The following is a 25500-nucleotide window of genomic DNA, read 5'->3' on the forward strand; positions in this document are numbered from 1 at the left end:
AGTGACAAGAGTTGGTTGTATGATATACAAATAGTTCCTATGAGCTTTAAGAGCTCTTCACGAATAGAAAATGATTTATTGCGAGTAGATATCCTATTATTATTCGATTTATGCAGTAGTTATAACTAGTTATGCGCAAAATTTATGATGTTTTTTGAATCTCTTCCGCAACTTCTTGTACTTTATCAAGAACCCGAAGTAAATTGCCACTCCATAATTTTTCTATTGCTGATTCAGAATAACCTCTTTTAACCAATTCTAAGGTCACATTAAAAGTTTCTGAAGCATCGCTCCAACCTTCAATTCCGCCACCACCATCAAAATCTGAGCTTATCCCAACGTGATCAATTCCTATTTTTTCAACCATATAATCAATGTGATTCACAAAATCAACCACATCAACAGCAGGAGGGAGATTATCCATTTTCTTTACTTTAGTTCTTCGAATTGCGGCCATTGTGCCTAGAAAATCATAGTATTTTTCTTTTTCTTCGGTACTAAGTTTCATGACCTCTTCTCGTTCTAACCAGGTTACTCCCATAGAATCGGCTATTTGCTTTGCGATTTCTACCTCTTTTTTGTTTCTTTTTTCAAATTTCTCGGTATTCAGATATGAAGAGAAAGCAACAGTTTGTACAACTCCGCCATTTTCTTTTAACCATTGTAATTGTTCATCATCAAGGTTTCGGCTATGATTACATAAAGCCCTTGCAGAAGAATGTGAAGCAATAATAGGAGCTTTGGTAAGCTCGATCATTTGCCGCATTGATTCTTTGGAAGGATGAGAAACATCGATCATCATACCGTACTTATTCATTGCTGCAATAACTTCTTTGCCTAGATCACTAACTCCATTATGCAACCAAACTCCGTCTGCTTCACCAGTATTAGAGTCACAAAGCTGGCTATGACCGTTGTGAGAAAGGGACATATATCTGGCACCCAAATCATAGAATTTCTTTACATTGTTAATATCAGTACCCATAGGATATCCATTTTCTATACCAATCATGGCAACTTTCTTTCCTTTTTTATGAATGCTACGCACATCATCAGAAGTTAATGCCAGCTCAATCTGATCTGGTGCTATGTCTTTTGTTAGTTTATGAATTGCTTCAAATTTTGACATGGCTATTTCATATGCTTTCTCAAATCCTGCTGGAGTTAAAGAATCCTGACCGGTATATACAATAAACCAGGCAACATCGAGGCCTCCTTTTCTCATTTTTGGTAACGTGATTTGAGAACTTAAATCATGAGTATAATTAATAGAATCGGTAAAATTTTTTACATTAATATCACAATGTGTATCTAGTGTAATTACTTTGTTATGAATTTCCTTGGCTTTTGCAATCAGCTGATTTTCAGATACCATTTCTTTTTGAGAGTTTTCTTGTTTACAAGAAGTAACAAAGAGCATGATTAATGTAAATACTAATAAGTTTTTCATTGTAATTATAATTATATGAAAAGTATTTTGCATTAAACTTACAAAACAAATTTCGGTTGATGTGTTAATACACCAAAAAGAGGTCTAAAAAGAACACCCTTCTTAGACCTCAAAACAAAAATTCAAAAACAAACTTTATTGTTTAATTAGTTTCCTAGTTTGTTTACTTTCTTCACCTTCGAAGATAATGAAATAGACACCTTTACTTAAACTGCTGGTATCATAGGTGGTTGTTCCCGTATTTAAAGCCAGAACATCTATTCTTTTCCCTAAAAAATCTGTTATGATGATATTTACAGGTGCATTGCTTTTTGCAATTTTAGGATGTTCAATGTTTAGCAACCCAGATGCTATTGGATTCGGAAAAATACTTATACTGTCTGATGTTATACCTTCGATATCATCATCAGCATTATCGCTACTGCCTGATGTTATATTAATATTATCGATAGCCATATCGCTCCTGAAGCTTGATCCCGTTGTTCCTTTAATTTGTAATTGTATAGCGGTACCACTATAAGTAGATAGACTTACAGTCTGCGAATTCCAGTTATTTCCCTGATCTCCAGTTTGACTCCAGATGGTCGCCCATGAACTCCCACCATCTGTCGAAGCCCTCATTTCTAGTGTTCCCATATTAGAACCATACATATGATAATCAAAAGTAAGTTGTGTATTAGTCTCATTTGTTAAATCAATACATGGGCTTGTAAGCAAGGCAGTTTTATTAGGAAAACCGGTTCCGTTACCTGATGCCTCGGTAAATGCATAATTGGTGCCGTGGGTGGGGGCTGATGGTCCTGTATTTGAAGACGGAGTAGTGTTGCTATCCAAAGACCAATCAATATCATCGTTGGTTTCCTGGGTCCATGAACCAAAATCGGGTTCAAAACTTTTTTGATAAGGAAAACTAGTGATACCAGTACATGTACTAGGCGGGTTAGTAGAACCTGAACTTATGTTTATATCATCAATAGCAATATCACTGCTCCAGCCTGATCCGGTTGTTCCTTTAAGTTGTAATCTAATTACACCAGAATATGCCGAAAGGTCTACAATAGCTTCATTCCATGAATCACCCTGATTACCGCTTTTATTCCATATTGAAGTATAGGAAATTCCATCATTGGTACTTACTAATAATTCTAAAGTTCCCATGGCGGTACCTAGCATATGATATCCAAATGTTAAAAACATATTTGAGGAAGAACCTAGATCTATACAAGGGCTATTCAGGATAGCGACTTTATTAGGGCTTCCAGGAGGAGTTACATTTGTTGAGGCTTCAGTATAAAGATATGATGAACCCTCTGTTGCATTTGAAGGGCCTGTGCCGGTCGAGGGTGTACCAGCAGAATCACGAGTCCATTGGATATCATCTCCACTGGCATTAGACCACTCTCCAAAACCAGATTCAAAGCTTTCGTTATATGGAAAATTACTAATAACGGTACACGCAGGTGGATTTGTAGCGTCAAGCAAATAGGCTCTGTCTGACTGTAAGGATACCACAATGGCATCTTGTTGTTGATTGGTGAAGCCTCCCGTACGACAACTTTTACGTGTATACGACATCACGTTTCTCGTATCTGGCTGATATTGATCTCCATTAGCATCTGTTGCAGAACCTGTGTAGTTACAACTGGTGTTGACTAAGCTACTGAGTCTTGGATCTGCAGGTGTATCGCAAAAGAAATCTCCTGCATTATTGCAATTGGTGCGTTGTACAAGTTCTCGACCATTCGATGTCGAGTGGGTGTGTAGTATGGAGAAATAATGACCCAGCTCGTGAGCAGAGGTAGATCCATTTTGAGAACACGATGCATCAAGGATCGCCCGATTACCGGTGCCCGGAAATTTTGCAAATCCGCATATGGTAGAGCTCCCAGAAAGTACTTCGGTAAAATAAAAAATATTGATGGCTTCAGCTACTTCATATTGCGCGAGTTGGCTGTCATTGTTTTTATTAAAAGAGGGGTTCCAGCTACTATTATCAATAAACCGGGTTGGGCCATAATTATAAAATGAAATATTCATAGGCGCATAGGTTGCATTAAGCTCATCCATCACATTTTGAATCTCTGCACTGGAAACTGCAGGATTGTTTCCACTTGAGTTTCGAGAAACATGATGTTGAATTGGCAATGATACCGGAGAAGATAATGCTTTGGCGTTAGCGATTGATACCAGTCTTTTAAGCATAAAAGTACCATAATCTTTTGGAGGTTCTGCACCACATTCTTCTTCCTGGGCAAAGCTTATTGTGATGATCATTACTAATGTAAGAAGGATAAATAATTTCTTGTTCGGTTTCATGAGTTTGTTCTTTTAGTTAGATGTTAAAAAATTTGTGGTCGTTATTAATGAAGACGTAAAAAAAAGAAAGCACCCTAGTGTAGGTGCTTCAGTTTTTGAAAATCAGATAATTCTTGCTTTGGTTTTGAAATTTCGAAATATGATCTTTTTTTAGTTAGATCCAGTTCAGCTAGTTTTGTAGTTTATTGAACAAATCCCAAATCACTATACCAACACTTACCGAAATATTAATGGAGTGTTTACTACCATATTGCGGGATTTCAATAACCGTATCACTTTCAGAAACAACTTCTTGCTGTACGCCTTTAACTTCGTTACCAAAAATGATAGCATATTTTTGATGAGCTTCAGGAGTAAAATTATTGAGCATTACGGCATTTTCAGCTTGCTCTATGGAAAGAATTTTAATATGTTGTTCTTTCAGATTTTTTACCAATCCTAAAGTATCTTTATGATATTCCCATGCTACTGTATCAGTGGCACCCAAAGCTGTTTTCTGAATATCTTTATGGGGTGGAACCGCGGTGATACCGCAGAGACATATTTTTTCAATTAAAAAAGCATCTGCAGTTCTAAATACCGATCCTATGTTATTGAGGCTTCTAATATTATCCAGTATTACAATTAAAGGAGTTTTTTTTGCTGCCTTAAATTCCTCAATGGTTTTACGATCAAGTTCACTGTTTTTAAGTTTTCTATTTCTTTCCATCGATGCAAAAATATCATTTATTGTCATTCCAGCATGGGCTGGAATCCAAAATTCATGGTATAAAGATAAAGACTCAGCACTTTTTCTTTTTTTTGATATTTTGACGTATAAACTAGGTGAAATAGACATTAGGAATACAATCCTAGTGGATCCCAGCCCATGCTGGGATGACAAAATTGGTTTTTATAAATTCTGACAACTACTGGTCACCAATAAAGTGTTATCAATTTCAAAATAGAATTGTGAATAAAATTGAATAACTCATCGATTTGATATTTCAAAAAAAATAAGAGATTGGCTACTTTAGCAAGGTTGATTAAATTATATGCTGAATGGCAGGAAAGAACGGTAAGAAGGTAACCCCATTGATGAAGCAATACAACGCTATTAAGGCAAAGTATCCTGATGCATTATTGTTGTTTAGAGTAGGGGATTTTTATGAGACCTTTGGTGAAGATGCAATTAAGGCATCGAGGATTCTTAATATCGTTTTGACCAAAAGAGGAAATGGAAGCGAAATGGAAACTGCTCTGGCTGGATTTCCGCACCATTCTTTAAACACTTATTTACCAAAATTGGTAAAAGCAGGAGAGCGCGTAGCAATCTGCGATCAGCTTGAAGATCCAAAGCAAACCAAAACTATTGTAAAGAGAGGAGTAACGGAGTTAGTGACTCCCGGAGTTGCACTAAATGATGAGGTGCTACAAAGTAAAACCAATAACTTTTTATGTGCAGTACACTATGGTAAAAAAGAAATAGGAATTGCTTTTTTAGATGTTTCTACTGGCGAATATCTAACTGCGCAAGGTGATGTCGCTCATATGGATAAGCTCATTCAGAATTTTAACCCAAGTGAAGTCCTGATTTCCAAACCTAAAAAAGAATCTTTTTATCAGGATTTTGGCAAGGATTATCACGTTTTCTTTCTTGAAGATTGGGTTTTTAAAACTGATTATGCACATGAAACCTTGAATAATCATTTCGGGACTACTTCTTTAAAGGGATTTGGTGTAGATCATTTGCAAGAAGGGATCATTGCTGCCGGAGTAATTTTACATTATCTCAACGAAACCCAACATCATAAGCTTAAGCATATTACAGCGATACAGCGTATTGCCGAAGATCAATATATCTGGATGGATCGTTTTACCATTCGTAATCTAGAATTGTATCATGCCAACGCAGCTAATGCCATCACGTTGCTGGACGTGATCGATAAAACGATTTCCCCTATGGGGGGGCGTACTCTGAAACGATGGCTGGCGCTTCCGTTAAAGAATATTTCTGCTATACAGAAACGTCACGAGGTGGTTCAATTTTTTCTTGATAATGTTGAGTTACATCAAAAAATTCAACATCAAATCAAGCAAATTGGTGACGTAGAACGATTGATTTCCAAAGTAGCTACCGGAAAAGTAAATCCCCGAGAGGTTATTCAGCTTAAAAACTCACTGGAAGCTATTGTACCGATCAAATCTCTAGCATCCAGTAGTGATAACGAAGCATTAAAAATAATTGGAGATACATTGAATGATTGCGAATTACTTCGTACTAAAATCAAAGAAACACTTAATGAAGAGGCTCCGGTAAATGTTTTAAAAGGAAATACAATTGCTAGTGGATATTTAGAAGAACTAGACGAATTGCGATCTATTGCATTTTCAGGAAAAGATTACCTGGATAAAATGCTCGAGCGTGAGACTGTGGCTACAGGAATCACTTCTTTAAAAATAGCATCAAATAATGTCTTTGGATATTATATCGAAGTGCGAAATACGCACAAAGATAAGGTGCCAGATACATGGATTAGAAAACAAACGTTGGTAAGTGCAGAACGATATATTACTGAAGAGCTAAAGGAATATGAAGCCAAAATTTTAGGAGCCGAAGAAAAAATCCTGGCACTGGAGCAGCAGTTATTTAATGATCTGGTCATTTGGATGAATGAATATATTAAGCCCGTACAGCTTAATGCCACTTTAATAGGTCAATTAGATTGTCTGTGCTCTTTTGCACAATTGGCGCAAGAATATCAATATGTTCGACCTTTAATCGACGAATCTTTCGATCTTGAGATCAAAAATGGGCGTCACCCGGTCATCGAAAAACAATTACCACCAGGAGAACATTATATAGCTAATGACGTATCGCTGGATAGAGATCACCAACAGATGATTATGATTACCGGTCCAAATATGAGTGGTAAATCTGCCATATTACGGCAGACAGCATTGATCGTTTTATTGGCACAAATGGGTTGTTTTGTTCCTGCAAAAGAAGCTAAAATAGGAGTAGTAGATAAAATATTTACCAGGGTAGGAGCCAGTGACAATATTTCTATGGGTGAATCTACTTTTATGGTAGAGATGAATGAAACTGCCAGTATCCTAAATAATATTTCGGATCGTAGTTTAGTCTTACTCGATGAAATAGGCCGTGGTACCAGTACTTATGATGGTATTTCAATTGCTTGGGCGATTAGTGAGTTTTTACATGAACATCCTGCAAAGCCAAAAACACTTTTTGCAACGCACTATCATGAGCTCAATGAGATGTGCGAGACTTTTGATCGTATCAAAAATTATAATGTATCGGTAAAAGAGCTAAAAGATAATGTACTTTTTCTTCGGAAACTTGTTCCCGGAGGTAGTGAGCATAGTTTTGGGATTCATGTAGCCAAAATGGCCGGGATGCCACAGCAGGTATTGCATAGAGCCAATAAAATGCTTAAAAAGCTTGAAAAATCACATAGTAGTGAGGAGCTTACTGACAAAATCAAAGGAATACAGGAAGAAGATGAATTACAGCTAAGCTTCTTTAATCTGGACGATCCTTTGCTCGAAGAGATTAAAGAAGAAATTCTGGATATCGATATCGACACGCTTACTCCGGTAGAAGCACTAATGAAGCTTAATGAGATTAAACGTATGCTAACCAGGAAGAAAGCTTCACAGGTATAAAATTTTCAATTCTTTTTTATAAAAACACTTTGGTATTACTAGAATTGTTTTAAATTTGCATCCGCAATCAGAGAATTGCGAAGTTCTTTACAAACTGCGAAAGTAGCTCAGGGGTAGAGCATCACCTTGCCAAGGTGAGGGTCGCGGGTTCAAATCCCGTCTTTCGCTCTGAGATAAAACATACCAGGCTGAAGTGGTGGAATTGGTAGACACGTTGGACTTAAAATCCAATGGCCTGTAAGGCCGTGCGGGTTCAAGTCCCGCCTTCAGTACAAAACCTTCATGATTTGATCATGAAGGTTTTTTGCTTTTTGGTACTGACTAAATTTGTTTCGTTGGTGTACATGGAAAAGAAAAAAAACTATGCATATGCCTTGGGAACATATTCCTTATTATTCATAGCCGAGCAATCGAAATTAAAAATCTGCATTCTAACACAATATTTTTAAGAGCATTATTTATAGTACCTTATATATTTGACCCTTCCTTAGAATTGATCTTTTAATTTCTAGCTGCTTGTAGATAAAAAAACTAGAGTTTCATTAAATTCTTACTGTACATTTTTCAAAAAAAAAGTTTTCCTACGGATTTCCGTAAAAAGAGCACCAATAAATTTCTGATTTTAGCACTTTGATTAAAAGTTAGCAATGAAGAAAGATGATGCACTACTTGATGAATATGAAAAACTTATATTGGATAAGTTAAAAAACGGCTTAACACAAGTAGAGGTTTCGAAATATTTAAAAGAAAAAAACATTGAGCCTTACAGCCTTAGATCTATAGAACATAGAATTAATGGACTTAAAAAACGTTTTAAGGCAAAAACTCTTATTTCTCTGGTTTATGTACTCACAAAAAAGGGGTATATCTAATATCATGAAATAAGATTTTTCCTTTTCAACTTGTAAAAGGGTAAGTGGCTTTCTTACTCGGGTAATAATTTTTTCTGTTCTCATAATTGTTTTGTAGTTAGAAACATCATTGTGCAAGGTTTGATTAAGCATCTCCATCATTATTTTTATTTGGATCTTGAAACAAATTTAGGATGGTATTGTGCTATAGTTTTTTACGAACACTCAATAATTTTTATATCTTCAGCGTTTTATATCCAAATCTTATAGTATAGTGAACGAGCAAGATTATATCGAACGATTAAAAAGGGAAAATAAACTACTTCAGGATAAATTAGATAAGATAAACGCTGATAAACAAAAGAAAAAGCGTTTTAGATGGTGGCTAGTAAAGAAGTCTAGCGTTCCAATTTTTGGTAAAAGACTCAAGAATAGCATCAGTAATGCCATTAATGAATATAAAGAATATAAGACAGTTTCTGTAGATACTGTTTCTGATGTCTCATCCAGTGTTATCTGGAGGGTTACCAGAATTGGACTTTTTGCTTTTATGATAGCTGTAATTCCGGCAGCGGTTTTACTTTTTCAAACTAAATTATTGATGAATCAAAATAGGTTTATCGAAAATCAAAATAGATTAGTAGAGGCAGACCGCCGATCTTCTCTTGTTTTTGTAATGAGTGATGTGTTATCAGATTTTAATGAAGAGCTAAAATACAAAGGATCGGGAGGACGCAATATTAGTAAAACACTAGAAGCAAGAATTATAAGTTTATGCATGTCCATGAAACCCTACAAGTTTTTGGAAAATAATAAGCTTATCGAACGGCCTATTAGTCCAGAACGTGGACAGCTCTTATTTAGCCTCTTACAAAGTGATTTGGGTCTGGAGTCTTCGAGAGATATCCTCAACTCTGCAGATTTCACCTATACTGATCTAAGAAAAGTGAACTTAGGGCGAGGGGTAAACCTGAAATATGCCAGATTAGACTTTTCTGATCTTACACAGGCGCAAATGCCAGCGGCTAATCTCGAAAGAGCAGAGCTTAAAGAGGCACAAATGAGCAAGATCAACCTGTCTGATGCAGTTCTAAAGAGAGCCAGACTTAATAATGCCAATTTGAAAAGGGCAGAACTACTAAGTGCCGATCTTACTAATGCTAATCTTTTTGGTGCAGATTTAAGCGGAGCCGATCTTTCTGAAGCTACACTTTGGGGGACCAAATTGGATAATGCTAACTTTACTGATACTATTTTGGACAATGCTATTGTAGACAGACAAGATTGGATTGATTATGTTGAATCTTTAGGTTTGGAAGGAGCCAATGAAATTGAGAATCGATATACTGTTAAAAAACAAGGAAAACAACAATTCATTTTGGTGCCCAGAAAGTGATATAGTTATTTCTTATAAAAAATTCTGCTATGAACTTTTGAAACAAGCCAGTTTCCAGCAGGAAAATACAAGGCAAAAAACAAAGCCATTCCTAAACTAAAGTTTTGTGGGTTGAAGATTTTATCCAAAATATTATTGGGATAGATATACGAAGTTTGAAGCCAATATCCTAAAAATTCAAGGATTCCCATAGCTACGAGTCCATAGGCGTACTGCTCAAAAAAGGAATATTTTTTAAGCAGTATAGATATAGGAACCATATAAAGAATGTAGCAGGTTATTACCTGCCACCAATGGCTAAATCTTGCAATTTCCATTTCGGTACCAAAACGATTCATTCCCATCCCCCATAAAAAATAGATGACCACATAGCAAAGTAGTAAAGTTTTAGGAGTTTTCTTTAGTGTGATTACATGTTTGTTTACTAATGTCTTCATAAGTTAAATATCTATTTTTGTGGCACTTCTGAAAAAAGGTTTTTTACTTACTGTGAATTCTTTACTCTTACTGTTTTCAATTACTTTTATGACAATGGGACGTTATCACTTTTTTTAACTGATAATGATTACCAAAAAAGTATTGATCAGTTTAAGGCTTTGCAAAAATACTCGTTAAAGATATGCCTTATAAAGCTAAGTCGTTAAGCCGTTCTGGGGTATGCGCCCGAACTTGCAGAGCTACCATAGTATTAAATAAATTATAACAATAGTTTTAGTCCTAAGAATAGTAATAACTTTACAAAAAAAAGAACATGATTCATACAAATATACATGACATCATTAAAAATAGAAGATCTGTTTTTCCAGCTCAATATAATGATGTACCTGTTTCAAAAGAGTTTATCAAATTGCTATTAGATCATGCAAATTGGGCTCCCACGCATAGGTTAACGCAGCCATGGCGTTTTAAAGTTGTGCAAGGAGAAGCAAAGGATAAACTGGGAGAGTTTTTGTCTAATACGTACACCGATATCACGCCTGATGCGGATTTCTCACCATTTAAACATAAAAAAATATTTAATAATTGTAAATCAGCTAGTGCTATGATCGCTATTTGTATGCAGCGGGATCCAAAAGAACGAATCCCGGAGTGGGAAGAGATAGCATCTACAGCAATGGCTGTACAGAACATGTGGTTACTTTGTTCTGCTCATGGGGTAGGTTGCTATTGGAGCAGTCCAAAGTTAATTAACTATATGCATGATTTTTTTGATTTTGAGGAAGGAGAGCGTTGTTTAGGTTTCTTTTATCTTGGTAATTATGATCTTGAGGAAAATTTGATATCAAAACGCAGTCCAATTGAAGATAAAACTGAATGGCTGGACTAATTCTGATAGAGGTTTTTTAAATAATAAAGCCACCCTGATATCTTCAGAGCGGCTTTGAAAAAATCTCTTAAAAACAAGACTATTAATTTTTCTTAATAGCGTCTTTAGTGTCCTTTCCGGCTTTTTCTATGGCTTCTCCAGCTTTTTCCAAAGCCTTATCGGCTTCCTCTACAGCTTTTTCTGCTGCTTCTTCAGCCTCTTCACCCGCATTTTCTAGTGCTTCTCCAGCTTCGTTAAGCGCCTCTCCAGCTTTTTCTATAGCGTTTTCTGTAGCTTCTGCTGTTTCTTCGGCTGCATTTTCAATTGCGTTTTCAGCGTTCTCTGCAGCTTCTTCTGTTTTATTAGCAGTTTCTCTACATGATGTAACTGAAAGAGCAAACGTTAGAGCTAAAGCTCCTAAAAATACTTTTTTCATAATAAATAGATATAGTTAATTGGTTACTTAACGTCAAACATAGTACTTTATTTCGTTTATTTAAAAATAATAATGGGGAAAAAATCCACACTTCTAGTATGTTATACTATATTATAGAGGTTAGTTTTTAGGGGAATACTAAAGCAATAAGAGGTTAGATAGTGTTTTTTTCGGTTAGATATTTCCAGTATCGCTTGGGAAGGTGTTGCAAGTGTAGTTTTTTATTTTTTCGGGATGTAATAGTAACGTTTTTGTAATAGGAATTCCACAATTTTTGAAAATTCACTTCTTGATCACTATAACCATCCTTTATAGTTTTGGAATTGATACCTTTTAAATCTTCAAATGTTATAATTTCTACAGTATTAAGGTCATAAAAGATTCCATATTTTCTTGTGGTATCAAATATCAACCATTTTTGATCTGCATAGCGATCTTTAAAGTGATCAATAATTAAGGGAAGCACATTAAAATCTGGAGATACCGTAGCTACATAGATGTTGTCTTTGGTTAATTGAAATCGCACAAAAGCTTCCATTCTGTGTTTTTCTCTACCTACCATTCGTGCAACTTGGCTTATTTTAAGAATGTCTTTATTGCTAAAATCTATATTCTTATTCGATTCTTTCATAAAAACTGTTCTCATGTAGTTTAGTAATGTGTTTTCAACACCTTTAATTTCGCTTAAAAAAGCTTTGAAAAAATCTCTTTGCTCACTAGAGGTAGTTTTTAACTTAAACCCATTCCAAACTCGTCGAGCTTGATTTTTTTGAGTGATGATATCTTCTGTTATTGTGAAAAGTTGATTATTAGTTTGATAATGTTTTCTTATTATCGGATCTGATAATTTTTGATCATATACCATAAAAACGCAAGACAAAAAACCATCAAAAGTACCGTCATAAAGCAATATTGTTTGTGGATTCATAAGCCTTGGATTTTTAAGAGAACAAGCTTAACTGCTGGTTAAAATGCTTTTTGTATTTGCTGTTAGAGTTTTTCAGCAATATATTTTTTAATGTCGCAGCAGAAAGATCTTTTGCATAAAAATCCTTAGAGTTACAGGTAATAAAATATTGAGCTCTATTAAGAGCGATACCTATAGCCTTGAGATGAGACCAATCCAGATTTCTGAATTTTCTAGCCTGTTCGATTTTATATACTGATTGCATGCCAATTCCAGGAACACGAGCTATCATTCTTTTGTCTGCTCGATTAATATCGATAGGGAAAAGGTGTAAATTACGAAGTGCCCAACTCAATTTAGGATCAATATCTAACTCTAGATTTTTGTGGGATTCATTTAGTATTTCGTTAACCGAGAAGCCATAAAACCGAAGCAGCCAGTCTGTTTGATACAATCTATTCTCTCTAAGCATTGGGACTTCGGTCCCCAGTGAAGGTAAACGATCATCTGCTAGTACCGGTACATAACCAGAATAGTATACCCGTCTCATATTAAATTTTTTGTAGTAGTAAGTGGCAGAATACATAATATCCCGATCGCTTTCTCCGGTTGCACCAATAATCATTTGTGTGCTTTGACCCGCAGGAGCGTACCGGGGCGTACTTTTAATGATTTTTCGCTCTGCTTTATACTGAATGATTTCATTTTTAACCTTTTTCATAGGTTTTATGAAATCCTCGTGTTTTTTATCGGGTGCCAGAAGTTTTAATCCTGATACAGTTGGGATTTCAATGTTTACGCTTAACCGATCGGCATATAATCCTGCTTCTCGCATCAATTCATCACTAGCACCGGGAATTGATTTAAGATGAATATATCCGTTAAAATTTTCTTCCAGTCGAAGCTTTTTGGCTACAGAAACCAAACGCTCCATAGTATAATCGGCATTTTTGAAGATTCCAGAGCTTAAGAACAACCCTTCTATATAGTTTCTTCGATAAAAATTGATGGTAAGATCTACTACTTCTTGTATTTTAAAAGCAGCTCGTTTAATATCATTGCTTTTACGAGTAACGCAATATGCACAGTCGTAAATACAATGATTGGTAAGTAGAATTTTTAATAGTGAAACGCAGCGACCATCTTCAGTGTAGCTATGACAAATACCCATACCTGTATTATTACCAAGCCCCTTGTTTTTATTGGCTCTTTTGCCACCGCTACTGGCACAAGAAACATCATATTTTGCCGCGTCTGCCAGAATCGAAAGTTTTTCTCTTGTTCGATCAAACGACATAAGAACTTGTTGTTGCTCGTTGTACTTGATTTTTGATGGCCCTGAAAATCTCATCAATATCTACCAATACCTGATAGTCTGTAAATCTTAGTACGGTAATTCCTAAGGAAGAAATATACAATTTTTTAGGGGCATCAAGATTATGTATATCCTTAAACTCGTGTGCATAACCATCAATTTCTATCGCAATTTTTAGGTTTGGGCAATAAAAATTGAAAAGATATCTATTAATATGTTGATTTCTTAAGAAATGATATCCTTTTTCTTTTAATTTAGTGGTGAGCACATCAATGCTTGTAATAGTATTATTAAGTGAATGTTTAATAACTTTTTCTGGGACTTTTTTATACAGCGGGATGATTTGCGATGACATAGAAGGTTGATTTAGTTGTAATTTTTCCAAATTTATGGAATTTTTCCATAAAAATTAAAATATAATTATGTTAAAATTGGAAATATTCCAAAATCTTTTATCTTTGTTACTAATTATCCCAAATCCTAAAAAGGTGTGTTTGTGAAATAAGCCATAATAATTAGGACGGTACAAATCGAAATGTTTAATGGCGAATTCCATCTGACAAATAAAAAAATTACAGATGAAATAATAATTAAAAATCCTGAGTGTATGGATAATTTAACTGACCAAACTATTAAGCGATTTAAACAAATTCGCGAAGAGAATCATTACACCCAATCTGATTTTGCTGAGGTTTTACAAATAAAAAATTCTACAGCAGATATTGAAAGAGGGAAGACTAAAATTTCGGGGAAAGTGGTAGCCAGACTATTACAAGAGTTTAATGTTAATCCATTATGGTTATTTGGAGAAAGTAACCAGAAAAAAATCCAACTGTATCAAGGAGATGTATCTCCTAAAGTAATTACCGTAGATTCTCAGAATAATGAGAATATAGTTTTGGTCAATGTCAAAGCTGCTGCGGGATACCCTCATAATGTTCAAGATGTGGATTGGTACCAACAATTGCCTGCATTTGATATCCCTTTACCAGAATATCGTAATGCTACCTACCGTGGATTTCAGGTAGAAGGGGACAGTATGATGCCCGTTTTAGAACCAAAAGAGTGGGTGATAGGTAAGGCCGTAAATAATCTTTCTGAAATTGGAAACCATGCAATTTGTGTTGTTGTTCTCGAAGACAGCGTAGTAGTAAAGAAAATCCGAAAAAGTGAAGATGCTTCTGTACTTACATTAATTTCGTTGAATTCAGAATATTTACCTTATAATATTCAGACTCATCAGATAGTAGAGTTGTGGGAGGTGAATAGTAAACTTAGTTTTAATATTGATGCTAATTCAGATACAGCCAGTATGAAACAATTACAAGAAGCAATGGTTGCTTTAACCTCTGAAGTTAGAAGTCTGAAGAGCTAGGTAATGAGTCCGGTCTTTTTAGCATGTTCGATGACTTGATCATAGCTATGAACGAGTAGAATGGGAGCGGCATCAAAAGATTGTATGATTTTTTTGATTCTTTTTTCTTTTCGGCGATGATTTACGTTTCTTAAATAAATTGCCAAAATTCGGCCTGGAAATTCTTCGGCTGTTTTGGTATAAATATCTGCGTCCTTTTCTCCACTATCCCCAATTAAAACAAATTTCATGTCAGGATACATTTTCAGAAGATTTAAAATTTCTGATTGTTTATGCGGCATTTTTGGTTTTGGCGTTTTATCAAATGGTGTTCTAAAATCTCTTAATAGAATGGGACCTTTAGGAAAAAGATGTTTTTCAAAAAAAGCAGTTAGATAGTCATAAAGATTCCAAGGACTGTTACTAACGTAAAAGAAAGGATTCACAGCAAGGTTATTCTTTCCAAGCCGTAATTTTTGATAAAAATGAACGGTACCTTGTATAGGTAATCTTTTATCAAAATTTTTAAATACTGTATTTGCGATTACTCTCCATTTAAATAAAGAAGCGACACCAGTATGCAATATAGTATCATCAATATCACTTATTATTCCAAATTCGGCTTGTTTAGAAGGAATTAGCATACTACCAGGAAAAATATTATTTTTGCTGATCTTACGCGAACTGTGATTTTCTTGATAGGATACAGCATACGGTAACCACCCTTCCTTATCTGTTAATTTTTCAAGTTTTTCAGTGGTAATATCAAAGTGATAGTATCCTTCTTTATCACTAATAGTTTCATAAATATTTCCGTTAGAAAGTTTTAATTCTATTTGAGCATTTCTTATCTCATCACTTTCTAATTGCTTGTATACATTTTTTAGAGTTTTAAATGTTTTTTGATTCAGATCGAAACTCACATTTTCATCCTCTAGTGCTCTGCCTTTGGCATGAAAGTTATTTTCAGTACCATATCCTAAGTAGGTATTTATTCGTAAAGCCTTTTTTCTGAACATATAGAAAAATAGATTTTGACATAAAAATAAACAACCTCGCTTAAAGGAGCGAGGTTGTTGTACTGTAATTTTTAACTTTTTTATTTAAGGGAAGCTTCAATTTGTTTGATTTCAGCTTTAATTTCAGCTTCAGAACCTTCTAACTCTTTAACTTCACGTTTTACCTTTCCATTTTCTGAAGTTTCGACAGTAACTGTGGCTGTTGCTAGCTCTCCATCCATTTTCATAGTGACTTCAATCTTCTTTTCAGCAGTTTCATTTGTCGAGTTTTGAATAATTTCAATCTCTTGATTAACCACGGCAGACTCTTCGGTATGTCCTCCTAAAATGGGAGCAATAACCAAACCTACCAAACAAGTTAGTTTGATCAGAATGTTCATTGACGGGCCAGAAGTATCTTTAAAAGGATCTCCGACCGTATCTCCGGTTACTGCAGCTTTATGTGCATCAGAACCTTTATAGGTCATTTCTCCATCAATTTCGACTCCTGCCTCGAATGATTTTTTGGCGTTATCCCATGCACCTCCGGCATTATTCTGAAAAATTGCCCACATTACACCTGAAACACAAACTCCTGCCATATATCCTCCAAGAGGTTCGGCACCAAACAATAGGCCTATGATAATAGGGGTAATAATGGTGATTAACCCAGGTAAGATCATTTCCTTTAAAGCGGCCTTTGTCGAGATGTCTACACACTTTGCATATTCTGGCGTTCCAGTGCCTTCCATAATTCCAGGAATTTCTCTAAACTGGCGGCGAACCTCCTGCACCATCTCCATAGCTGCTTTGCCTACAGATTTCATGGCTAGGGCAGAGAATACTACAGGAATCATTCCCCCAACAAATAGCATAGCTAATACATCGGCTTTAAAAATATTGATACCATCGATTCCAGTAAAGGTAACATACGCTGCAAATAGTGCTAACGCAGTTAGGGCTGCAGATGCTATTGCAAAGCCTTTACCCACTGCCGCAGTCGTATTTCCAACAGAGTCAAGAATGTCTGTACGTTCACGCACATGATCTTCTAGTTCACTCATCTCAGCAACGCCTCCTGCATTATCAGCGATAGGTCCAAAGGCATCGATAGCTAATTGCATTGCAGTAGTCGCCATCATTGCCGAAGCGGCTAATGCTACTCCGTAGAAACCTGCTAACTCATATGATCCATAAATAGCGGCTGCAAATAGAATTACAGAAAGAAAAGTAGATTTCATTCCGACAGCAAGACCAGCAATAATGTTGGTAGCTGCGCCTGTTGAACTGTTTTGAACGATGTCCATAACAGGTTTTTTTCCTAAACTTGTATAGTAAGCTGTTACTACAGAAATAAGTGCGCCTACTGCAAGACCAATAAGTGTAGAATAGAATACATTCATAGAAGAAACTTCTTTAGCACCTTCACCAAAGAAATTCATGGTTAGTGTTTCAGGTAACATATATTGAATCAAGAAGTAACTGGCTATCATAGTTAAAATGATCGCTACCCAATTCCCTAAATCTAGGGCTTTCTGTACTTGTGCTTCTTTAGCATCATTATTTTTTACACCTACTAAAAATGTTCCTATAATCGAAGCCAAAATACCTACTCCGGCAATCACAATAGGCAGTAATATAGGTCCCATATTTCCGAAAGCATCTGTAAATTGAGTAGTTTGGGACATGTCTCTTATCAAATAGTTACCCAATACCATAGCTGCTAGTACCGTTGCCACATAAGAACCAAATAAATCTGCACCCATTCCTGCAACATCACCTACATTATCACCTACGTTATCTGCAATAGTTGCTGGGTTACGAGGATCATCTTCTGGGATACCAGCTTCCACTTTACCTACAAGATCGGCACCTACATCGGCAGCTTTTGTATAGATACCTCCACCAACACGAGCAAAAAGTGCAATAGATTCTGCACCAAGCGAAAATCCGGCAAGTGCTTCTAATACAATGGTCATATTATCATAGAAAGAACCGTCGGCTCCCATAAATTGACTTGTAAAGAACATGAAAAACAAACTAAGACCAAGTACTGCAAGTCCTGCTACCCCAAGGCCCATTACTGTTCCTCCTCCAAAGGATACTTTTAATGCCTGCGGAAGGCTTGTTTTTGCAGCTTCAGCTGTTCTCGCATTAGCCTCAGTTGCCACACGCATACCGATATTACCAGCAAGAGCAGAAAATATAGCTCCAAAAACAAAAGCAGGAACAATCATCCAGCTAGTAGTAGGCACTAATAACGAAATACCAAAAAGGGCTGTAGAAGCGATAACAACAAAAATTACTAATAACCTGTATTCTGCAGCAAGGAATGCAAGGGCTCCTTCTTTAATGCTTTTAGAAATTTCCTGCATTTTTTCACTACCCGGAGCTTGTTTTTTTACCCAAGCCATTTTGATAAACATGAAAAGTAACCCCAAAATTGCCAATGCAATTGGCACAAAGATCATATTTGATTCCATTAAATATATTTTAAGTTAATTAGTCGCTAAAAGTAGTAAAAATACCCTAAACAGAAAAAGCACAATAGCTTATAATAAACATTGTGCTTTTTTATGTTTTTTTGGTGATAAAGATTTAGTAGATACTAAACAATCCTTTTGGTTTATCTTCAAGCTCTTCGAAACGCTTTACACAGTCTTTGATAATTTGTTTGGCTTCATCAATATTGCCCCAACCACCAACATCAACTTTTTTCTTCTCCAGATCTTTATAGACCTGGAAAAAATGTTCTATTTCTTTAATTAAATGAGGATTCATTTCTTTTAGATCGGCAAGTTTACTGGCTATAGGATCAGAAATAGGAACACAAATAATTTTTTCATCAGGACCTTTTTCATCAGCCATATGAAAAACACCTATCGGTTTTACTTCCATTACACAGCCAGGAAAAGTAGGTTCTGTAACTAGGACTAAAACATCCAAAGGATCTCCATCTAATGCCATAGTTTCTGGGATAAAACCATAGTCTGCAGGGTACATCATAGAAGAAAAAATCATACGATCATATCGTATTTTTTTTATTTCAAAGTCGTACTCATATTTATTACGACTTCCTTTTGGAATTTCAATCAATACGTCAAAGCTGTCCTTGGTAGCTGCGCTCATAATTTTTGTTTTCAGTTTAATGGGCGGCAAATATAGGTATTACAAGGGTTTAGATAAAATTTATGAGAAGAAAATATTGGTTTTTTTAATAATTATTGATGAAAAGATAAACTATAACGTTTTCAGGAGTATAGAAAAGTATTGATGAATTAAAAAATGAACTATTCTTTAATTTAAGGTTTAGAAGTAAAAGCCAAATGATCCGGTAACTCCAAATTTACGTGCATCTGGATTATCAAAATAATTACCTCTGAAGTGGAAATCAATTCTAAAGATTTTAAAGATATTTCCGACTCCCAAGCTATATTCCCAATATACCTCATCTTCTGGAGCGATCAGAATTTCGTTTGAAGGAGCACTTAATAAAAGATTTTCTTCAGATAATCGTCCCCAGGCACCTCTTAGTCCAACCAATTCTCGCAGATTTAGTTTTCGTAGTAATGGAATTCTAGAAAATATTCTTCCGTTAAAGTTATGTTCAAGGTGTAGTGTGACATAAGTGTCTGTTACAAACTCATAAAAATTAAGTAGCGGGAACGTATTGTAGATGGATAATAAAGTTTGGTTACCAGGAATAACACTTAATAAACCAAGAGGTACCTCTCCAAAAGTTTTACCTAATTCTAAAGTGCTGTTTAATCTTCCAAATCCACCAATATTCCAAGGTTGTTGGTATAAGAACTGGATTTTTTGGTATTCGAAGTCGCTTTCAATAATATCCTGAAGACCAACGCTATAATTGAGAAATAAAGTAGCAAAATCTCCATCGTTTACTGTGATTCTATCGACCCCGTATCCTGTAGTTTTTCGTCCAGGAAAATAGGCAAGTGTAGTGGCTATTTCGGTCTGTTTAATTTGCGATTTCAGCTCATTAGTTTCTGGATCTAAAAAATCCAGGCTGAACAAGGATCGATCTGCAGGTTTTAGAGTTCTAAAGGATCCAGTAACCCCAATAGTGAAATTTTTTCTTGGCTCCAACTGCATCGAAAATGCTGATAAATTAATCGAAGTTAATCGATCATTGTCTCCTGTTGCAATTATGGATGATGAGGCAAGACTTCTTCCTTCGACATCGTTGGTATTTGTTAAACTAGCTCCTAGTTGTTCAACATCTCTTCGATTTCCGGCAGACACAATAAGTCTGGACTTTCGATCTACCAAGTATTTTCCAGACAAGCCGTATTTGAATTTATTATCTTTAAAACCATATGCTCCATAACCTTCTACGCGCCATCTGTCATTTGCAGTAAAATAGGTTCTACCACCTGCGCGTAATCTCCATCCTTCGATTTCATTAAAGCCGACGGTAGAGAATAAAGGTCCAAAATCGAAACCATCAAATTCTATATATCCTGAGGCTAGTATAGTTCCTATATTATAAAGTCTTTTAAATGCTTTTACAGTTTTAAGAGTGTCCAGTAATTTGTAAACCTTTTGCTCATCTTTATTGAGTTCTTCCATTCTGGCATTTTTCCAAAAGGAATCTTCCCTATTGTAAATATCCTGATCATATGGATCTACCTGACTTTGATAAAACTTTTTACCTTTTTTTATATCAAATTTATAATTGTCGAATAAGGTGGTTCTTTTTCCATATACACCACGAGATTTTTCTTTTTTGCTAAAGGCAAAATCAGATTGGAAATAATCTTTGGTAATTAAGAATATAGAGTCATTAAGTACGTCAAACTCCTGTTCGATGTATAGGTCCTTAACCCAATTAATATTAGCGCTTTTAGTAACTTTTAAGTTAATTTCTTTGATCGCCCAGGTAGTGTCGTTTACCCAGAAATCTCCTTTAAAGGTAAGCTCGTTTTTTCTCCGGGGATAGTAAATAATATTATAGCACCATTTATTACCTATATAAGCACTATCGGTCAGGACATAGTTGTAAACATTGATTCCTGTCCGGGATAATGGACTGGTAAAACTTTTGTCAAAAAACTTCAGATAATTTTCATATACGTCATAGTCAGAATATAGGTCTTTAACAAAAGCAATTAGTGTTTGATTATCACTAAAACCTGCATTTTTATTTCCTTTAAGGACTTCCTTAAATTCATCAGTGGTATTGTCTCCATAAACTTTTGAGATGGCTTCATTAAGAAAAATTGGGAGGTACGTTTTCCCTGTGACCCGGGAGGTATCAACATCGTCAAAAATGAATTCCATACCATTGAATATTCGACTATTAATTAGGGCGCTATCAATAGTGTTCAAGTCAAATTCAAGCTTTTCATATTTATCATATTGATATTGTTTGAACTTTTTTACCCCATTTTCACGTCTATTGTCCCATATTTTCCGAAGAATATCTATGGCAGGATTATTTTTTTTTGATGTTTTTCCTTTAAAGATAAATACGGCATCTAAGGCTGCAGCTTCCTCTTCCAGAATTATCTCCATATTATAATTAACGCGCTTTTTAAGAGCAATGTTTTTTGTTTCAAAACCGATAAAAGAAATTTTAATGCTTGAGTGATTATCATCAGACTCCATATAAAATCTACCATTTTCATCGGTTATGGTACCTACAGTAGAGTTTACATAAACCACATTGGCAAAAGGAATGGGTTGATTGTTGTTATCAAATACCTGACCACCAACTTTAGTTTGCGAAAGAAGAAATGTACAACTAAATACAGTTAAAATTCCCCCTAAGATCAAATCTCTCATTCAAAGACATTAAAATTAATACTTGTAATAGTTAGTGGATCACATCAATTTTTAGGCCATTTTCAATATAACACAATACTTAAAATTGAGGAACGTAAAATGAAAAGGTTCATTTTATTTGTACATTACTTTTTTGACAGCTTTAATAACATCCTTGCTGTTTGGCAGCCATTCTTCGAACAATACCGGTGAATAGGGGGTAGGCGTATCGGCAGTGTTAATTTTTACTATAGGTGCATCTAAATAGTCGAAAATGTTGGATTGAACCTGATAAGTGATTTCTGAAGCTATATTGGCAAGAGGCCAGGCTTCTTCAAGAATAACTAATCGATTAGTCTTTTTTACTGAAGTAAAAATGGCTTCAAGATCCAGGGGACGTACAGTTCTTAGATCTATTACTTCGCATGAAATATTTTCTTTAGCTAGCTCATCGGCAGCTTTATATGCTTCTTTGATAATTTTTCCGAAAGAAACTATAGTAACATCACTACCTTCTCTTTTTATTTCGGCTACTCCTAGGGGAATGGTAAATTCTCCTTCTGGTACTTCACCTTTATCACCATACATTTGTTCACTCTCCATAAAAATTACAGGATCGTCGTCTCTGATAGCAGATTTTAATAAACCTTTGGCGTCTTTCGGATTTGAAGGGACAACCACCTTCAAGCCTGGAGTATTGGCAAACCAATTTTCAAAAGCCTGAGAGTGCGTAGCACCCAATTGACCAGCAGAAGCGGTAGGGCCCCTAAAAACAATAGGAATATTAAATTGTCCACCACTCATTTGGCGCATTTTGGCAGCATTATTAATAATCTGATCAATTCCAACTAATGAGAAATTAAAAGTCATAAATTCAATGATAGGTCGATTACCATTCATAGCGCTTCCAACACCGACCCCGGCAAAACCTAATTCAGAGATTGGAGTGTCGATAACCCTGTCTGGGCCAAACTCATCAAGCATGCCTTTACTTGCTTTATAGGCGCCATTGTATTCTGCAACTTCTTCACCCATTAAATAAATAGATTCATCACGGCGCATTTCTTCACTCATTGCTTCGCAAATTGCTTCTCTGAATTGTATCGTTTTCATTGATATAATAATTATTTTTGTGCTACACGAAAGGCAAAAGTAGCAATTTAAACCCTTTGAGCATGATCGAACATTAAAAAATTTATTATGCACGCATAGTAAATTCGACTTTTTATTTGTACATTCGCGTTTATTATTAAATTCTCAAAAAATACCTATATAAAATGAAGATATTAGTTTGTATTAGCCATGTGCCAGACACAACTTCTAAGATTAATTTTACGGATGGTGATACCAAATTTGACACCAACGGAGTGCAGTTTGTAATTAATCCGAATGATGAGTTTGGTTTAACACGGGCTATGTGGTTCAAGGAGAAGCAAGGTGCTTCTGTGGATGTGGTAAATGTTGGTGGTCCAGAGACAGAACCTACATTGCGTAAGGCTCTCGCTATTGGAGCAGATAATGCGATTAGAGTGAATGCTGAGGCTACAGATGGTTTTTTTGTAGCAAAACAGTTGGCAAAAATTGTTCAGGATGGAGGATATGACCTTGTGATTGGTGGTAGAGAATCTATCGATTACAATGGAGGTATGGTTCCTGGGATGGTTGCAGCACTTACAGGTGCTAATTTTGTGAATACTTGTATTGGTTTAGAAATAGATGGTGATACAGCAACCGCGGTTAGAGAGATTGATGGAGGTAAAGAAACATCTACGGCTAAATTGCCATTGGTTGTTGGTGGTCAAAAAGGACTGGTTGAAGAAAGTGATCTTCGTATTCCTAATATGAGAGGAATTATGATGGCTCGTAAAAAACCTCTTACCGTAGTAGAACCGATTGATGCCGATCATGAAACAAAGGCGGTGCAATTTGAAAAACCAGCTCCAAAAGGAGAAGTAAAATTGGTTTCTCCTGATAATGTTCAAGAACTTATAGATTTATTACATAACGAAGCAAAAGCTATTTAAAAGAAATAATAATATGTCAGTTTTAGTATATACAGAAAGTGAAGGAGGAAAGTTTAAAAAAGTAGCTTTCGAAGTGGCTTCTTACGCAAAAGAAGTGGCTAACATGTTGGGTACTACAGTAACTGCTGTGAGTATAAATGGAGGTGATGCCAATGAATTAGGAATATATGGTGTAGATAAGGTATTAGAAGTAAAAAACGACAAGTTGTCTACTTTTAATGCAAAAGCATATGCAGATACTCTCAAACAAGCTGCAGAAAAAGAAGGAGCCAAGGTAGTGGTTGTGAGTTCTTCTGCTGATAGTAAGTTTTTAGCACCTCTTTTAGCCGTAAATCTTAATGCAGGATATGCATCCAATGTAGTGGCATTGCCAGAGAGCGCCTCGCCTTTCAAAGTGAAACGTACAGCATTCACTAATAAAGCCTTTAATATTACCGAAATGTCAACCGATGTAAAAGTAATAGGGTTATCTAATAATGCATTCGGACTCAAGGAAAATTCTGGTGCAGCTACCGCAGAAGCTTTTGAGCCTTCATTATCTGATGAAGATTTCGCAGTAAGTATCACTTCTGTAGATAAGGCAACAGATAAAGTATCTATTGCAGATGCAGAAATTGTAGTGTCTGGTGGGCGCGGGTTAAAAGGTCCTGAGAATTGGGGAATGATTGAAGATCTCGCAGAAGTATTAGGAGCTGCAACTGCATGCTCTAAACCTGTAAGCGATATGGGCTGGAGGCCTCATGGAGAGCACGTTGGGCAAACAGGAAAACCAGTTGCTTCTAATCTATATATTGCCGTTGGAGTCTCTGGAGCTATTCAACACCTTGCAGGAATTAATGCTAGTAAAGTTAAGGTGGTAATTAATAACGATCCCGAAGCACCTTTCTTTAAAGCTGCAGACTATGGAATCGTAGGAGATGCTTTTGAGGTAGTGCCTAAACTTATCGAAAAATTAAAGGAATTTAAGTCGAATAACGCATAATTTTCATAAATTGTGCCCAATTAAGGGCTGTTTGAACTTAGGTAAAAGTCCGCATGTTCAAACAGCCTTTTTTTATTGAGAGCAATATGAGTTTAGTTCGACTGAACATAAAAGGAATATCATACAGTCAGACCCAGAATGGGGCATACGCACTAATTTTAAGTGAAGTTGATGGAGAAAGAAAACTGCCAATAGTTATAGGCGCTTTTGAAGCACAGTCTATAGCAATTGCTTTAGAAAAAGAGATTAAACCTCCCAGGCCATTAACACATGATCTTTTCAAGAATTTTGCAGATCGATTTGATATTATCGTAAAACAAGTGATAATTCATAAACTTGTCGATGGAGTATTTTACTCCAGTATTATCTGTGAACGAGATAAGATCGAAGAAATAATAGATGCAAGAACAAGTGATGCTATTGCTTTAGCATTACGTTTTCAGGCGCCTATATTTACCTATAAGAATATTTTAGACCAGGCCGGAATCTACCTTAAAGTTAATCCTAAAAAAGATGATGATGACGACCCAGAAAGTTTGTTAGTTGATGAGTTAGTATCAGAAGATGTAGAAATGGCAGGTAAGGAAACTAGTTATAAAGATCTATCTCTCGAAGAACTTAACAGAATGCTGGATCAGGCAGTTGCAAATGAAGATTATGAACTTGCAGCAAGAATTAGAGATGAAATTTCCAAAAGAGACTAGATACATCA

21 protein-coding genes and 2 tRNA genes are annotated in these 25500 nt (G+C 35.6%); 10 read left to right on the top strand and 13 right to left on the bottom strand.

Features of this window, described 5'->3' with window-relative positions:
* Positions 1 to 142 precede the first annotated feature (142 nt).
* The 3 genes from ACFSJT_RS19990 to ACFSJT_RS20000 form a co-directional block, all read right to left on the bottom strand.
* Positions 143 to 1450 carry a dipeptidase gene (locus tag ACFSJT_RS19990; RefSeq protein WP_378322131.1) on the bottom strand — a complete coding sequence of 436 codons (1308 nt, stop codon included), beginning with the start codon at positions 1448 to 1450 and terminating at the stop codon, positions 143 to 145.
* A gap of 135 nt (positions 1451 to 1585) precedes the next feature.
* Positions 1586 to 3766 carry a choice-of-anchor J domain-containing protein gene (locus ACFSJT_RS19995; RefSeq protein ID WP_378322132.1) on the bottom strand — a complete coding sequence of 727 codons (2181 nt, stop codon included), beginning with the start codon at positions 3764 to 3766 and terminating at the stop codon, positions 1586 to 1588.
* A 169-nt stretch (positions 3767 to 3935) separates the two neighbouring features.
* Positions 3936 to 4475: an RNA methyltransferase gene (locus ACFSJT_RS20000; RefSeq protein WP_378322232.1), complete on the bottom strand. Its 540-nt coding sequence runs from the start codon at positions 4473 to 4475 to the stop codon at positions 3936 to 3938.
* Between the two features lie 332 nt (positions 4476 to 4807).
* On the opposite strand from ACFSJT_RS20000, the gene mutS reads away from it, so the two are divergent.
* From mutS to ACFSJT_RS20025, 5 genes are all read left to right on the top strand, one after another.
* Complete coding sequence (gene mutS, locus ACFSJT_RS20005; protein WP_378322133.1) at positions 4808 to 7435, top strand: DNA mismatch repair protein MutS; 2628 nt, start codon at positions 4808 to 4810, stop codon at positions 7433 to 7435.
* 96 nt (positions 7436 to 7531) lie between these two features.
* Positions 7532 to 7603 (top strand) — tRNA-Gly (locus ACFSJT_RS20010).
* A 19-nt stretch (positions 7604 to 7622) separates the two neighbouring features.
* A tRNA-Leu gene (locus ACFSJT_RS20015) sits at positions 7623 to 7707 on the top strand.
* Positions 7708 to 8082: 375 nt separating this feature from the next.
* Positions 8083 to 8307 carry a hypothetical protein gene (locus ACFSJT_RS20020; protein ID WP_378322134.1) on the top strand — a complete coding sequence of 75 codons (225 nt, stop codon included), beginning with the start codon at positions 8083 to 8085 and terminating at the stop codon, positions 8305 to 8307.
* A gap of 253 nt (positions 8308 to 8560) precedes the next feature.
* Positions 8561 to 9682, top strand: coding sequence for a pentapeptide repeat-containing protein (locus tag ACFSJT_RS20025; RefSeq protein ID WP_378322135.1), 1122 nt, complete (start codon positions 8561 to 8563; stop codon positions 9680 to 9682).
* A 5-nt stretch (positions 9683 to 9687) separates the two neighbouring features.
* On the opposite strand, the gene ACFSJT_RS20030 is transcribed toward ACFSJT_RS20025, so the two are convergent.
* A complete protein-coding gene (locus ACFSJT_RS20030) occupies positions 9688 to 10119 on the bottom strand; it encodes a hypothetical protein (RefSeq protein ID WP_378322136.1) in 432 nt (143 codons plus the stop codon).
* Positions 10120 to 10433: 314 nt separating this feature from the next.
* Here ACFSJT_RS20030 and ACFSJT_RS20035 point away from each other — a divergent pair, with 314 nt between their 5' ends.
* Positions 10434 to 11009, top strand: a complete 576-nt coding sequence (locus ACFSJT_RS20035; RefSeq protein ID WP_378322137.1) for a nitroreductase family protein — start codon at positions 10434 to 10436, stop codon at positions 11007 to 11009.
* A gap of 82 nt (positions 11010 to 11091) precedes the next feature.
* On the opposite strand, the gene ACFSJT_RS20040 is transcribed toward ACFSJT_RS20035, so the two are convergent.
* From ACFSJT_RS20040 to ACFSJT_RS20055, 4 genes are all read right to left on the bottom strand, one after another.
* Positions 11092 to 11424, bottom strand: coding sequence for a hypothetical protein (locus ACFSJT_RS20040; RefSeq protein WP_378322138.1), 333 nt, complete (start codon positions 11422 to 11424; stop codon positions 11092 to 11094).
* A gap of 154 nt (positions 11425 to 11578) precedes the next feature.
* The gene (locus ACFSJT_RS20045; RefSeq protein ID WP_378322139.1) at positions 11579 to 12352 is read right to left on the bottom strand and encodes a TIGR03915 family putative DNA repair protein; all 774 of its coding nucleotides are present in this window, start codon (positions 12350 to 12352) and stop codon (positions 11579 to 11581) included.
* Between the two features lie 13 nt (positions 12353 to 12365).
* On the bottom strand, positions 12366 to 13628 hold the full coding sequence (locus ACFSJT_RS20050) for a putative DNA modification/repair radical SAM protein (protein WP_378322140.1): 1263 nt from the start codon (positions 13626 to 13628) through the stop codon (positions 12366 to 12368).
* Positions 13618 to 14001, bottom strand: coding sequence for an endonuclease domain-containing protein (locus tag ACFSJT_RS20055; protein ID WP_378322141.1), 384 nt, complete (start codon positions 13999 to 14001; stop codon positions 13618 to 13620). Before ACFSJT_RS20055 ends, ACFSJT_RS20050 begins: the two co-directional genes overlap by 11 nt.
* Before the next feature lie 252 nt (positions 14002 to 14253).
* On the opposite strand from ACFSJT_RS20055, the gene ACFSJT_RS20060 reads away from it, so the two are divergent.
* Positions 14254 to 15021, top strand: a complete 768-nt coding sequence (locus ACFSJT_RS20060; protein ID WP_378322142.1) for an XRE family transcriptional regulator — start codon at positions 14254 to 14256, stop codon at positions 15019 to 15021.
* Here the strand turns inward: ACFSJT_RS20060 and ACFSJT_RS20065 are convergent.
* The 5 genes from ACFSJT_RS20065 to ACFSJT_RS20085 all read right to left on the bottom strand — a co-directional run bounded on the left by ACFSJT_RS20065 (position 15018) and on the right by ACFSJT_RS20085 (position 22895).
* Entirely contained in the window at positions 15018 to 16019 is a 1002-nt protein-coding gene (locus ACFSJT_RS20065) for an App1 family protein (RefSeq protein WP_378322143.1), read from the bottom strand. The two genes, ACFSJT_RS20060 and ACFSJT_RS20065, sit on opposite strands and share 4 nt — an antisense overlap.
* Positions 16020 to 16099: 80 nt before the next feature.
* Positions 16100 to 18481: a sodium-translocating pyrophosphatase gene (locus ACFSJT_RS20070; protein ID WP_378322144.1), complete on the bottom strand. Its 2382-nt coding sequence runs from the start codon at positions 18479 to 18481 to the stop codon at positions 16100 to 16102.
* A gap of 115 nt (positions 18482 to 18596) precedes the next feature.
* Positions 18597 to 19127 carry an inorganic diphosphatase gene (locus ACFSJT_RS20075; RefSeq protein WP_378322145.1) on the bottom strand — a complete coding sequence of 177 codons (531 nt, stop codon included), beginning with the start codon at positions 19125 to 19127 and terminating at the stop codon, positions 18597 to 18599.
* Positions 19128 to 19307: 180 nt separating this feature from the next.
* A complete protein-coding gene (locus ACFSJT_RS20080) occupies positions 19308 to 21803 on the bottom strand; it encodes a DUF5686 and carboxypeptidase-like regulatory domain-containing protein (protein ID WP_378322146.1) in 2496 nt (831 codons plus the stop codon).
* A gap of 114 nt (positions 21804 to 21917) precedes the next feature.
* A complete protein-coding gene (locus tag ACFSJT_RS20085; RefSeq protein ID WP_378322147.1) occupies positions 21918 to 22895 on the bottom strand; it encodes a pyruvate dehydrogenase complex E1 component subunit beta in 978 nt (325 codons plus the stop codon).
* A 164-nt stretch (positions 22896 to 23059) separates the two neighbouring features.
* On the opposite strand from ACFSJT_RS20085, the gene ACFSJT_RS20090 reads away from it, so the two are divergent.
* The 3 genes from ACFSJT_RS20090 (at position 23060) to ACFSJT_RS20100 (ending at position 25492) form a co-directional block, all read left to right on the top strand.
* Complete coding sequence (locus tag ACFSJT_RS20090) at positions 23060 to 23806, top strand: electron transfer flavoprotein subunit beta/FixA family protein (RefSeq protein ID WP_378322148.1); 747 nt, start codon at positions 23060 to 23062, stop codon at positions 23804 to 23806.
* A gap of 13 nt (positions 23807 to 23819) precedes the next feature.
* Positions 23820 to 24788: an electron transfer flavoprotein subunit alpha/FixB family protein gene (locus tag ACFSJT_RS20095; protein WP_378322149.1), complete on the top strand. Its 969-nt coding sequence runs from the start codon at positions 23820 to 23822 to the stop codon at positions 24786 to 24788.
* Positions 24789 to 24874: 86 nt separating this feature from the next.
* Positions 24875 to 25492 carry a bifunctional nuclease domain-containing protein gene (locus tag ACFSJT_RS20100; protein ID WP_378322150.1) on the top strand — a complete coding sequence of 206 codons (618 nt, stop codon included), beginning with the start codon at positions 24875 to 24877 and terminating at the stop codon, positions 25490 to 25492.
* The last annotated feature ends 8 nt before the right edge of the window (positions 25493 to 25500 follow it).

The organism is Aquimarina celericrescens, assembly GCF_042682765.1.
Taxonomy (GTDB): Bacteria; Bacteroidota; Bacteroidia; order Flavobacteriales; family Flavobacteriaceae; genus Aquimarina; species Aquimarina celericrescens.